Source organism: Streptomyces sp. SID5910, assembly GCF_009862125.1.
Classification (GTDB): domain Bacteria; phylum Actinomycetota; class Actinomycetes; order Streptomycetales; family Streptomycetaceae; genus Streptomyces.
This window is the reverse complement of the sequence record NZ_WWHX01001028.1, coordinates 1-11,675: the sequence shown is the minus strand read 5'-3', so window position 1 is coordinate 11,675 and position 11,675 is coordinate 1. Positions and strand designations below refer to the sequence as shown.

Below are 11,675 nucleotides of genomic sequence, written 5' to 3'. Positions count from 1 at the left end.
GAGACCCTGCCAGGTGGCGGTGTCGAACTGGTACAGCCCCCCGTACGTGCCGGAGGGGTCGACGGCGTCCGGGCGGCCGCCGGACTCGCAGGCGGCCAGGCCCTGCCAGTTCAGGTGGTCGGCGCCCCGCACGGAGGCGGGCCGGGGACGGGTGCCGACCCGCACGACCTGGGGGCGGGGCTCGCGCACCACCTCGGTGCGCAGCCTGCGCGGCTTCTGCCGGACCCCGTTGACGCTGCGCACGGCGTACGTGGTGCGGCGCAGCCCGGGCTGTCCCGCCTGCTCGACGACCTCGGTGCCCCGGGGCAGGGCGGAGTCCTCGGTGCGTTCCTCGGCGAAGGGGAGGGGGTCCTCGCGGACCTCCCGGGAGTCGGTGACGCGCAGCACGGTGACGGTCTGCCCGTCGCGCGGGAAGGCGGCCCCGGGGACGGACGTGGTGTCCTGGCCGTGCAGGGTGACGCCGGCCTGTTCGACGGCCTCGCGCACGGTCGCGGCGTTGGTGCGGATGGTGCGGGCCCGGCCGTCCGCCATGACCGTGACCACGCGTTCGGTGCGGACGTCCAGGGCGAGCCCTCCGTCGCCGATGCGCCGGGCGGGGCTGGTGGACAGGTGGGCGCCCTCGGTGCGGACGCCGAGCTGCCGCAGCGCCCCCTCGACGGTCTCGGCGGTGGTCCACACCTGGCGCCGCCGGCCGTCCAGGGTGAGCAGGACGGGCCGTCCGTGGCGGACGGCGATCTCGGCGCCGCTGGTGAGCGGCGTGCCGGGGGCGGGTGAGACGACGTCGTGGGCACCGACCGGAATGTTCTGCTGGGCGAGCAGTTCGGTCACGTCGTCGGCGAAGGTGTGCAGGGTGCGGGGCGTGCCGTCGACGGTCAGCTCGACGGCCTTGTCCTTGGCGACGAAGGCGGTGGTGCCGCCGGCGAGGAAGGCCACGACCAGCGCCTGCGGCAGCAGCCGGCGCACGGTGCCGTCCGCACGCCCGGCGCTCCGGGCCCGGCGCCGGTGCGCGGCCCGCCCGCCCGCCGCGGGGAAGGCTGGCGGGGCGCTCTGCCGGGGCAGCGCGGGCCCGGCCGTCTCGTAGGCGGGCCGGTATGTCTCCCCGTAGGGCAGGGTCGGCGCGCTGTGCACGTCGAACGGGTCACAGGTCTCGGACGGTGTTCTGCTCACGCCGACACGCTCCAGGGGTCCGGATCGGGCCCCCAGAACCTAGCGGAGCACCCGTCACTCTCCAAAGCGACGCGACCACGAAGCGTGAGCGGGGTGTCAGTACGTGTCAGTAGCCGAAGGCGCGGGCCGTGTTGGCCGCGAGGGCCGTCGCGAGGGTGTCCTCGTCGATGCCGCGCACGGCGGCCATCGCCCGCACCGTGACCGGCACGAGGTAGGGCGCGTTGGGGCGGCCCCGGTAGGGGACCGGCGTCAGGAACGGCGCGTCGGTCTCCACCAGGACCAGTTCCAGCGGGGCGACGGCGAGGGCGTCGCGCAGGTTCTGCGCGTTCTTGAAGGTGACGTTGCCGGCGAAGGACATGTAGTACCCGGCCTCGGCGCAGATCCCGGCCATCTCGGCGTCGCCGGAGTAGCAGTGGAAGACGGTGCGCTCGGGGGCGCCCTCCTCCTTGAGGACGCGCAGGACGTCGGCGTGGGCGTCGCGGTCGTGGATGACCAGGGCCTTGCCGTGCCGCTTGGCGATCTCGATGTGGGCGCGGAAGGACCGCTCCTGCGCCTCCTTGCCCTCGGGCCCGGTGCGGAAGTGGTCCAGGCCCGTCTCGCCGACGCCCTTGACCTGCGGCAGCGCGGCCAGCCGGTCGATCTCCGCGAGGGCGTCGTCGAGCGCCGCGTCCCCGCCGGGCTGCCGGGCGCCCTGCCTCGACCAGCCGTCGGGGTCACCGTGGACGATGCGCGGGGCCTCGTTGGGGTGCAGGGCGACGGTGGCGTGGACGGCGTCGTACTGGGCCGCCGTCTCGGCCGCCCAGCGGGAGCCGGCGAGGTCGCAGCCGACCTGGACGACCGTGGTGACGCCGACGGACGCGGCCTTCGCGAGGCCCTCCGCCACCGTGCCCGCCTGCATGTCGAGGTGGGTGTGCGAGTCGGCGACCGGTACCCGCAGGGGCTCCGGGAGCGGCGGCGCGGCGGTCTTGTCGGACGCGTTCGAAGGCATGCACCGATCCTACGAAAGGAGGTCAGCTCGCCCTGCGCTGGAGGTGGAGGGCCTGGAGGAGGTCGGACAGGTGCCAGTGCCGCTGCTCGGCCGGCGGCTCCCGGTGCACGCCGTGGGCGGGGCCGCGCACCGAGGCGACGCGCCCCGGTCGCATGATCCGTACGACGTGGCTGTCGCAGTTGGCGCACGTGGGACGGCTCAGCGGGGACGGCACGACGTGGCCCTCCGCCACATAGCGCACGAACTCGTGGCCGTCGGCGTCCCTGTGGTGCTCTATCTCGAACGACTGCTCCCAGCCGTGCCCGCACCGCATGCAGGCGAAGGAGTACGACTCGTGGACGACGGCGGTGGCCTCGGCCCGCCCGCCGGTCCGTCCGGTGATCTCGCTCATGCCGGCTCCTGCTGTCCGCTGGACGTGGGGAACGGGTGCGTCCCCCGTCATCCAGTGGACGCCTCGGCCGACGGGAATGCATCAGTCCTGTCGACTATTGGAGCCGTTTTGGACGTTCCTTGCCCAAGTGTCCCCGGGGGGCGGCCTGGGGCTTTGCCTTGTGGACAGGCTGTTTGCCCGTCCATGGGGCGCAGGCGCGCCCGGGCGCCGCTCCCCCGCGCGGGCGCCCCGGTCGCCCCGCCGTCACGCGCCGGCGTGCTTGGCGGCGACCACCGCGTCGAACACCTCCCGCTTGGGCACGCCCGCGTCGGCGGCCACCGCGGCGATCGCCTCCTTGCGCCGCTCCCCGGCCTCCTCGCGCACCCGCACCCGGCGCACCAGCTCCTCGGCGCCGACCTCCTCGGGCCCGGTGTCCGGGGCGCCCTCGACGACGACGGTGATCTCGCCGCGCACCCCTTCGGCGGCCCACGCGGCGAGCTCGCCGAGACCGCCGCGCCTGACCTCCTCGTACGTCTTGGTCAGCTCCCGGCAGACGGCGGCCCGCCGGTCGGCGCCGAACACCTCGGCCATCGCGGCGAGGGTGTCGTCGAGGCGGTGCGGGGCCTCGAAGTAGACGAGGGTGCGGCGCTCCCCGGCGACCTCGCGCAGCCGGCCGAGCCGTTCGCCGGCCTTGCGCGGCAGGAAGCCCTCGAAGCAGAACCGGTCGACCGGCAGCCCGGACAGGGCGAGCGCGGTGAGCACGGCGGACGGGCCGGGCACGGCGGTGACCTTGACGTCCCGCTCGACGGCGGCGGCGACCAGCCGGTAGCCCGGGTCGGACACCGACGGCATGCCGGCGTCGGTCACCAGCAGCACGCGGGCGCCGCCCACCAGCTCCTCGACCAGCTCGGGCGTGCGGGCGGACTCGTTGCCCTCGAAGTACGACACGACGCGCCCCTTGGGCGTCACCCCGAGCGCCTGGGTGAGCCGGCGCAGCCGCCGGGTGTCCTCGGCGGCGACGACGTCGGCGCCCGCGAGTTCCGCGGCGAGCCGGCGCGGCGCGTCCTGGACGTCGCCGATGGGGGTGCCCGCCAGTACAAGGGTTCCAGTCACGCCCCCCATCCTCCCAGGGGTGCGCGCGCGGGGACGCATCCGGACCGGTGAGGGCGGTGCGCGGGACGTGCACAGCACGGTTCCCTACGATGGCGCGGTGACCAGTACCGCGTCCTCCACGGACCTCCGGCAGGACCAGGCACCGCCCGACCAGGGGCCCACCTGGCAGCAGCGGCTGCGCCGCTTCGGCTACCCGGCGGGGCCGCCCGCGGGCGACGTCCGCGACCGGCTGGTGCCGCCGTACACGCGGCCCGGGCCGCGGCTGTGGGTCTTCCTCGGCCTGTCGAAGACGGCGGCCGGCCGGATCACGCGCTGGTCGGGCTGGGGCGGTCCGCTGCTGGTCACGCTGCTGGCGGGCGCCCTGCGCTTCTGGAACCTGGGCAGCCCGAAGGCGGTGATATTCGACGAGACGTACTACGCCAAGGACGCCTGGGCGCTGATCCACCGCGGTTTCGAGGTCAACTGGGACAAGAACGCCAACGACCTGATCCTCAGCTCGGGCGGGCACGTCACGATCCCGTCGGACGCGGCCTACGTCGTCCATCCGCCGGTCGGCAAGTACGTGATCGGTCTGGGCGAGCTGATGTTCGGGTTCGACCCGTTCGGCTGGCGGTTCATGACGGCGCTGCTCGGCACGCTGTCGGTGCTGCTGCTGTGCCGGATCGGGCGCCGGCTGTTCCGCTCCACGTTCCTCGGGTGCCTGGCGGGCGCGCTGATGGCGCTGGACGGCCTCGCGTTCGTGATGAGCCGCACCGCGCTGCTTGACAGCGTGCTGATGTTCTTCGTGCTGGCCGCGTTCGGCTGCCTGGTCGTGGACCGCGACAGGGCCCGCGGGAGACTCGCCGCCGCGCTGCCCGTGGACGACGACGGCCGGGTCCGCCCGGACGCGCACGTCGCCGAGACGCTGCGGCTGGGGTGGCGGCCCTGGCGGCTGGCGGCCGGGGTGATGCTGGGCCTGGCCGCGGCCACCAAGTGGAACGGCCTGTACGTCATGGCGGCGTTCTGCGTGATGGCCGTGCTGTGGGACGTCGGCTCCCGCCGGGTCGCGGGCGCCCGCCGGCCGTATCTGGCGGTCCTGAGGCACGACCTGGGCTGGGCGTTCCTGTCGACCGTGCCGGTCGCCGTCGTCACCTACATCGTGTCCTGGACGGGCTGGATCCTCTCCCCCTCCGACGGCTCCGGCGGCTACTACCGCGACTGGGCCACGGCCGACGGCCGGACGAGCTCCTGGTCCTGGCTGTTCCCGGACTGGTGGCGCAGCCTGTGGCACTACGAGACGCAGGTGTACGAGTTCCACACCCACCTGACGTCGCCGCACACGTACCAGTCCAACCCCTGGAGCTGGCTCGTCCTGGGCCGCCCGGTCTCCTACTTCTACGAGTCGCCGAGGGCCGGCACGGACGGCTGCCCGGTCGACGCGGGCGGGAAGTGCGCCCGCGAGGTGCTGGCGCTCGGCACGCCGCTGCTGTGGTGGATCGGCTGCTTCGCCCTGCTGTACGTCCTGTGGCGCTGGGCCTTCCGCCGTGACTGGCGCGCGGGTGCCATCGCCTGCGGGCTGGCGGCCGGCTATCTGCCCTGGTTCCTGTACCAGGAGCGCACGATCTTCCTCTTCTACGCCGTCGTCTTCCTGCCCTTCCTGTGCCTGGCGGTGGCGATGCTGCTGGGGGCGATCGTGGGCCGGCCGGGCTGCGGCGACACCCGGCGCGTCGCGGGGGCGACGGGCGCGGGCGTACTGGTGCTGCTGATCGCGTGGAACTTCATCTACTTCTGGCCGCTCTACACGGGCACGGCGATCCCGATGGACGAGTGGCGGTCCCGGATGTGGCTGGACACCTGGGTCTGACCGGCGCACGGCATCTCCGTTCGGCCAACAAACGGAAACATCCGTACCAACGGCCGCTCCGTACCCATAGAGTGCCTCCCACAACTACTTCTGAACACGTTCAAGAAAGCGTGTGCGGGGTCGGACGGGGAGGGGACTGCCGATGGGCAGGGGGGTCAAGGCCGCCGTCATAGGCGGCGTGTTCGCCGTGATGGTGGGCGGCGCGGGGTACGGCGCCTACAACGTGGTGTCGGCGCTGGACGGGGGCGGGGGCTCGGGCGCGGCCGGGGCGGCCACGAAGAGCGGGCCGCCGAGCCGCGACGAGGTGAAGGAGACCGCGGACAAGTTCTTCGCCGCCTGGGAGAAGGGCGAGACGACGACGGCGGCCTCGTACACGAACAACGCCGCGATCGCCGGGACGCTGCTGGCCGCCTACGGCGAGGACGCCCACATCACCGGCGTCGAGATCACGCCCGGCCAGGTGAGCGTGAGCGGCATGACCGTGCCGTTCACGGTGAAGGCGAAGGTCTCCTACGGCGGCGCGTCCAAGCCGCTGACGTACCAGAGCGAGCTGACCGTGGTGCGCGGGCAGACCTCCGGGCGGGCGCTGGTCGACTGGGATCCGGCCGTCGTCCATCCGCAGCTGAAGGACGGCGACACGCTGGTCACCGCGGAGTCGGCGACCCCGCAGATCCAGGCCGTCGACCGCGAGGGCAAGGTCCTCACGAAGGAGAAGTACCCCTCGCTCGGCCCGGTCCTCGCCACGCTGCGCGAGAAGTACGGCGACAAGGCTGGCGGCACGCCCGGCGTCGAGCTGGCGATCCGGCACACCACGACACAGAACCCGGACACCCCGCTGCTGACGCTGACCGAGGGGAAGCCCGGCAAGCTGCCGACCACGCTCAGCGCGAGCGTGCAGGCGGCGGCCGAGCGGGCGGTCGGCCGGTACGACGAATCCTCCGTGGTCGCCGTCAAGCCCAGCACCGGTGAGGTGCTGGCCGTGGCGAACAACCGCGCGGACGGCTTCAACGCCGCCTTCCAGGGCCGGGTCGCCCCCGGCTCCACCATGAAGATCATCACGGCCGCCATGCTCATCGACAACGGCGTGGCCTCGATGGGCGATCCGGCGCCCTGCCCGGACACGGCGACGTGGCAGAGCCAGACCTTCAAGAACCTGACCGGCATGAAGGCCGACATGGGCGCCACGCTCGGCGACGACTTCCGGCGGTCCTGCAACACCGGCTTCATCAAGCTCATCGACGAGGACCCGCTCACCGACTCCTCGCTGACGCGGGAGGCCGAGGAGCGCTTCGGGCTCGGGCAGGACAACTGGCAGACCGGCATCGGTTCCTTCGACGGCAGCGTCCCCGCGGCGAGCGGCCCCGACCGCGCCGCGGGCGCCATCGGGCAGGGCCAGGTCCAGATGAACCCGCTGAACATGGCCTCGGTGACGGCGACCGCCATCACCGGCGAGTTCCGCCAGCCCTATCTGGTGTCGCCGGAGCTGGACGGCCGGGAGCTGGCCACCGCCAAGGGGCTGCCGCAGGGCACCTCCGACCAGCTCCGGAAGATGATGCGGCTCACCGCGACCCAGGGCACCGCCATGGACGCCATGTCCGGGCTCGGCGGCGACATCGGCGCCAAGACCGGCTCGGCCGAGGTCGACGGGCAGGCCACGTCCGACAGCTGGTTCACCGGTTTCCGCAACGACGTCGCGGCGGCGGCCATGACAAAGGAGGGCGGCCACGGCGGCGACGCGGCCGGCCCGATCGTCGCGGCCGTACTGCGGGCCGGGGGCTGAGCGGGGGGCTGAGCGCCACCGCACGTGACGGTGCCCCTACTGTGGGCGCCGTCGTGGGAAGCATGGGCCGCGCGGGCCGGACGGGCCCCCGGGCCACGAGGGCACCGCGCGACCCGGGCAACGACCGGGCGCCGCGGAGGAACGGGACGCAGTGGGCAGCAGAAGGGCCGTCGCGGGGCGGCGGAGGACGAGACCGGGCGTCATCGGCGGGGTGGCCGCGGTGGTCGTGGCCTGCGCCGGACTCGGCGTCTGGGCGATGGACGGCGGCGAGGCCGACGCCGAGGACACCGCGCGCACCAAGGCCGCCGCGGCCGAGGAGAAGGCGAAGAGTCCGCTGACGGCGGCCGAGGTCACCGCGGCCTCCCAGCGGTTCCTCACGGCCTGGCAGCGGGGCGACGTCGCCGGCGCCGCCGCCGCGACCGACGACGCCGTGGCGGCCCGGACCCTGCTGGCCGGTTACGCGAAGGACGCCCGGATCAAGAACGTCACCCTCACCCCGGGCGCCCCGGCCGGCACCCGGGTGCCCTTCGCCGTGAAGGCGACGGTCGCCTACGAGGAGACCTCCCGGCCGCTCGCCTACGACAGCGCCCTGACCGTCGTCCGCCGGGCCGGCGACGGCGAGCCGCGCGTCGACTGGCACGCCGCCGTCGTCCACCCCGAGCTGAAGGACGGCGACACGCTGGTCACCGGCGAGGCCGGGACGCCCCCGGTCAAGGCCCTGGACCGCACCGGCGGCGAGATATCCGCCGCCACGTACCCGTCGCTCGGCACCGTCCTGGACGGCCTGCGCGAGAAGTACGGCAAGAAGGCCGGCGGCACCGCGGGCATCGAACTGCGCGTGGTCCGCGGCAAGGAGTCCAAGGCGGCGAAGGCGTCCGACAAGACCCTGCTGGAGCTGAGCGAGGGCACGCCGGGCACCGTGCGCACGACCCTGGACCCCGGCCTCCAGGCCGCAGCCGAACAGCAGGTGGCGGGCAAGGCCCGGGCCTCCGTCGTACTGCTGCGCGCCTCGACGGGCGAGATCCTCGCGGTCGCCAACGGCGGCCACGGCTTCAACACCGCCTTCCAGGGCTCCCTCGCCCCCGGCTCCACGATGAAGGTCGTCACCGCCTCGCTGCTCGTCGAGAAGGGCCTGGCGTCCGCCGACAAGCAGCACCCGTGCCCGAAGTACTCCAGCTACGGCGGCTGGAAGTTCCAGAACGACGACGAGTTCGAGATAAAGAAGGGCACGTTCAAGGCGAGCTTCGCCCGGTCCTGCAACACGGCCTTCATCAGCCAGGCCCCGAAGCTGGAGAACGACGACCTGACCAAGCAGGCCCAGGAGGTCTTCGGTCTGGGCCGCAACGACTGGGCGATCGGCGTGCCCAGCTTCGACGGCGCGGTGCCGGTGCAGAGCGCGGCGCCGATGGCCGCCTCCCTCATCGGGCAGGGCGGCGTGCGGATGAACCCGCTGAACATGGCGTCGGTGTCGGCGACCGTGCGCACGGGCGCCTTCCACCAGCCGTACCTGGTCGCCCCCTCGGTCGACGGGCGCACGCTCGCGAAGGCCTCCCGCACGATGTCCGCGTCCACGCTGGGGCAGCTGCGGGAGCTGATGTCCTACACGGCCACGAACGGCACGGCGGCCGAGGCGATGGCAGGGGTGAGCGGCCAGACGGGCGCGAAGACGGGGTCCGCCGAGGTCGACGGCCAGGACAAGCCCAACGGCTGGTTCACCGCGTACCGGGGCGACCTGGCCGCGGCGGGCGTGGTCCAGCAGGGCGGCCACGGCGGCGACACCGCGGGGCCGATCGTGGCGGCGCTGCTGAAGGCGGGCGGCTGAGCGGCGGGGTGAGCGGGCGGCCGGGGGCCGGGGCTCAGTGGGGCACCGGCTCGGCGGCCGCCGCGTAGGTGCGGCGCAGGAACCGGATGAGCGCCTTGGTCTCGAACTGGACGACCGAGCATCCCTGCGGGGAGTGGAACTCGACGACGGCCTGCACCCGCCCGCAGGGCCACACCCGCACCTCCCCGCTCCCGGCGGGCGCCCGCAGTCCCTGTTCCAGCAGGTCGCGGGAGAACGTCCACTCGCGCGGGACGGAGCTGGGCCCCCGGCCGGGCAGGGCCACGCACACCGAGCGGGGGTCGTGGTCGGGGTCGTAGCGCAGGACGACGGGTATGGCGCCGCCGTCGTCCTCGTCGGGGAGGTCCGCGTCCGTGAGGATGTGGGCTCGTGCGTACTGTTCGACAACGGACATCGGATCGCCCCTCACGCTCTGTCACCTGTGTGAAAGCCGTGTACCCACCCCTTCTCAAATGTCCCATATTTTCCCTCTGGCACATGTCGAGCGACGGGGGCGCCCCCGACCCCCGCGCGGTCGGCTATCTCACAGGTGAGATGACAAGGCCCTCGCTCTTGCAAGAGGTTCGCAACAAGCCTCTATCATCGACCCGTGCATGTACCTGACGGATTCATCAACGCCCCGACCTCCGCCGTGACCGGAGTCGTCGCCGCCGGCGCCATCGCGGTGAGCCTGCGCGGTGCCCGGCGTGAGCTGGACGAGCGGACGGCGCCCCTGGCGGGCCTGGTCGCGGCGTTCATCTTCGCGGTGCAGATGCTGAACTTCCCCGTCGCCGCGGGGACCAGCGGGCATCTGCTCGGCGGCGCGCTCGCCGCGATACTCGTGGGCCCCTACACCGGGGTCCTGTGCGTCTCCGTCGTCCTGCTGATGCAGGGCATCCTCTTCGCGGACGGCGGCCTGACCGCGCTCGGCGTCAACATCACCGACATGGCGATCGTCACCACGGTCGTCGCCTACGCCCTCTTCCGGGGCCTGGTGAAGCTCCTGCCGCGCACCCGCCGCTCGGTCACCGTCGCCTCCTTCGTCGCCGCGCTGGTCTCCGTGCCGGCCGCCGCCCTCGCCTTCACCCTCATGTACTGGATCGGCGGCACCACCGACGTCTCCATCGGCAAGGTCGCCACCGCGATGATCGGCGTCCACGTGCTGATCGGCATCGGCGAGGCCGCGATCACCGCGCTGACCGTCGGCGCCGTCATCGCCGTACGCCCGGACCTCGTGTACGGGGCGCGCGGCCTCCAGCAGCGGCTGAAGCTGCGGGTGAACGGCGAACTCGTCGACGCCCCCGACGCCTCCGGCACCGCTGAGGCCCCCGCGCCCGTCGCCGCCCGCTCGCACCGCAAGGTGTGGATCAGCGGCCTGGTGGCCTCCCTGGTCCTCGCCGGCTTCGTCAGCTTCTACGCCTCCGCCAACCCGGACGGCCTGGAGAAGGTCGCCGCCGACAAGGGCATCGACAAGAAGGCCGAGGAGCACGCGAACGCCGACTCGCCGCTCGCCGACTACGGCGTGAAGGACATCGCGAACGCCCGCGTCTCCGGCGGTCTCGCGGGCGTCATCGGCGTCGGCGTCACCGTCGTCGCGGGCAGCGCGGTGTTCTGGGCGGTGCGCAGGCGCCGTAGCGACGACACCTCGCCCAGCAGCACGTCCAGCAGCAGCACGAGCGTCTGAGATGGGCGCCGGCCACGCGCACCGGCTCTACCGGCACGGGCACTCCCCCGTGCACGGTCTGCCGCCGCACACCAAACTCGCCGCCACGTTCGCCTTCGTGGTCGTCGTGGTGTCGACCCCGCGCGAGGCGATGTGGGCCTTCGGCCTCTACGCCGCCCTGCTGGCGACGGTGGCGTACGCGGCCCGCGTCCCGGCCGGCTTCCTGCTCAAGCGGCTGCTGATCGAGGTGCCGTTCGTCGCGTTCGCGGTGCTGATGCCGTTCGTCGCCGAGGGCGAGCGGGTCGACGTCCTCGGCATGTCCCTGAGCGTCAACGGGCTGTGGGGCGCATGGAACGTGCTGGCCAAGGGCACCCTGGGCGTCGCCGCCTCCGTGCTGCTCGCCTCCACCACCGAGCTGCGCGAACTGCTGCTCGGCCTCCAGCGCCTCAAGCTGCCGCCGCTGCTCGTACAGATCGCGTCCTTCATGATCCGCTACGGGGACGTCATCACCGACGAGATGCGCCGCATGCGGATCGCCCGGGAGTCGCGGGGCTTCGAGGCGAGCGGCGTCCGGCACTGGGGCGTGCTCGCCAAGTCCGCCGGCGCCCTGTTCATCCGCTCCTACGAACGCGGCGAGCGCGTCCACCTGGCCATGGTGAGCCGCGGGTACGCCGGTTCGATGCCGGTCATCGACGAGGTGACCGCCTCGCGGGCGCAGTGGTCGTACGCGCTGGCCCTCCCGTGTGCGGCGCTGGTGGTCTGTCTGCTGGGATGGACGCTGTGACAGCTACCCCGGCATCCGCCGCCTCCCTGGAGGTCTCCGGCCTCGCCTTCGCCTACCCCGACGGGCACCAGGCCCTGTTCGGCGTGGACTTCTCCGTCGCCCGCGGCGAGCGGGTCGCGCTGCTCGGCCCGAACGGCGCCGGCAAGAC

Annotated in this window: 11 protein-coding genes; 6 read left to right on the top strand and 5 right to left on the bottom strand. The window is 73.3% G+C overall.

Annotation, left to right across the window (positions count from 1 at the left end; translation table 11 throughout):
• From GTW67_RS36530 to rsmI, 4 genes are all read right to left on the bottom strand, one after another.
• Nucleotides 1-1,167 (bottom strand): ubiquitin-like domain-containing protein (locus GTW67_RS36530; RefSeq protein ID WP_161169001.1); only part of this gene is annotated, 1,167 nt, incomplete at its 3' end.
• Between the two features lie 106 nt (nucleotides 1,168-1,273).
• Entirely contained in the window at nucleotides 1,274-2,155 is an 882-nt protein-coding gene (locus GTW67_RS36525) for a TatD family hydrolase (protein ID WP_161169000.1), read from the bottom strand.
• Between the two features lie 22 nt (nucleotides 2,156-2,177).
• Nucleotides 2,178-2,546: a hypothetical protein gene (locus GTW67_RS36520; protein WP_161168999.1), complete on the bottom strand. Its 369-nt coding sequence runs from the start codon at nucleotides 2,544-2,546 to the stop codon at nucleotides 2,178-2,180.
• Between the two features lie 243 nt (nucleotides 2,547-2,789).
• Nucleotides 2,790-3,638, bottom strand: a complete 849-nt coding sequence (rsmI, locus tag GTW67_RS36515) for a 16S rRNA (cytidine(1402)-2'-O)-methyltransferase (RefSeq protein WP_161168998.1) — start codon at nucleotides 3,636-3,638, stop codon at nucleotides 2,790-2,792.
• 97 nt (nucleotides 3,639-3,735) lie between these two features.
• Here rsmI and GTW67_RS36510 point away from each other — a divergent pair, with 97 nt between their 5' ends.
• The 3 genes from GTW67_RS36510 (at nucleotide 3,736) to GTW67_RS36500 (ending at nucleotide 9,083) form a co-directional block, all read left to right on the top strand.
• The gene (locus GTW67_RS36510; protein WP_161168997.1) at nucleotides 3,736-5,481 is read left to right on the top strand and encodes a phospholipid carrier-dependent glycosyltransferase; all 1,746 of its coding nucleotides are present in this window, start codon (nucleotides 3,736-3,738) and stop codon (nucleotides 5,479-5,481) included.
• A gap of 142 nt (nucleotides 5,482-5,623) precedes the next feature.
• The gene (locus tag GTW67_RS36505; protein WP_161168996.1) at nucleotides 5,624-7,261 is read left to right on the top strand and encodes a penicillin-binding transpeptidase domain-containing protein; all 1,638 of its coding nucleotides are present in this window, start codon (nucleotides 5,624-5,626) and stop codon (nucleotides 7,259-7,261) included.
• Between the two features lie 151 nt (nucleotides 7,262-7,412).
• Nucleotides 7,413-9,083 carry a penicillin-binding transpeptidase domain-containing protein gene (locus GTW67_RS36500; protein ID WP_161168995.1) on the top strand — a complete coding sequence of 557 codons (1,671 nt, stop codon included), beginning with the start codon at nucleotides 7,413-7,415 and terminating at the stop codon, nucleotides 9,081-9,083.
• A 34-nt stretch (nucleotides 9,084-9,117) separates the two neighbouring features.
• Here the strand turns inward: GTW67_RS36500 and GTW67_RS36495 are convergent, their stop codons facing one another.
• Nucleotides 9,118-9,495: an SsgA family sporulation/cell division regulator gene (locus tag GTW67_RS36495; RefSeq protein WP_161168994.1), complete on the bottom strand. Its 378-nt coding sequence runs from the start codon at nucleotides 9,493-9,495 to the stop codon at nucleotides 9,118-9,120.
• Between the two features lie 195 nt (nucleotides 9,496-9,690).
• On the opposite strand from GTW67_RS36495, the gene GTW67_RS36490 reads away from it, so the two are divergent.
• The 3 genes from GTW67_RS36490 to GTW67_RS36480 form a co-directional block, all read left to right on the top strand.
• Nucleotides 9,691-10,764 (top strand): energy-coupling factor ABC transporter permease, encoded by a 1,074-nt coding sequence (locus GTW67_RS36490; protein WP_161168993.1) that lies wholly within the window; start codon nucleotides 9,691-9,693, stop codon nucleotides 10,762-10,764.
• A gap of 1 nt (nucleotide 10,765) precedes the next feature.
• A complete protein-coding gene (cbiQ, locus tag GTW67_RS36485; protein WP_161168992.1) occupies nucleotides 10,766-11,527 on the top strand; it encodes a cobalt ECF transporter T component CbiQ in 762 nt (253 codons plus the stop codon).
• On the top strand, nucleotides 11,515-11,675 hold a 161-nt coding region (locus tag GTW67_RS36480; RefSeq protein WP_161168991.1), incomplete at its 3' end, for an ATP-binding cassette domain-containing protein. The genes cbiQ and GTW67_RS36480, both read left to right, overlap by 13 nt.

Coding starts and splice junctions, on each gene's coding strand:
- GTW67_RS36520 (WP_161168999.1), bottom strand. CDS start 2,546: ATGAGCGAGATCACCGGACGGACCGGCGGGCGGGCCGAGGCCACCGCC.
- GTW67_RS36495 (WP_161168994.1), bottom strand. CDS start 9,495: ATGTCCGTTGTCGAACAGTACGCACGAGCCCACATCCTCACGGACGCG.
- GTW67_RS36505 (WP_161168996.1), top strand. CDS start 5,624: ATGGGCAGGGGGGTCAAGGCCGCCGTCATAGGCGGCGTGTTCGCCGTG.
- cbiQ (WP_161168992.1), top strand. CDS start 10,766: ATGGGCGCCGGCCACGCGCACCGGCTCTACCGGCACGGGCACTCCCCC.
- GTW67_RS36525 (WP_161169000.1), bottom strand. CDS start 2,155: ATGCCTTCGAACGCGTCCGACAAGACCGCCGCGCCGCCGCTCCCGGAG.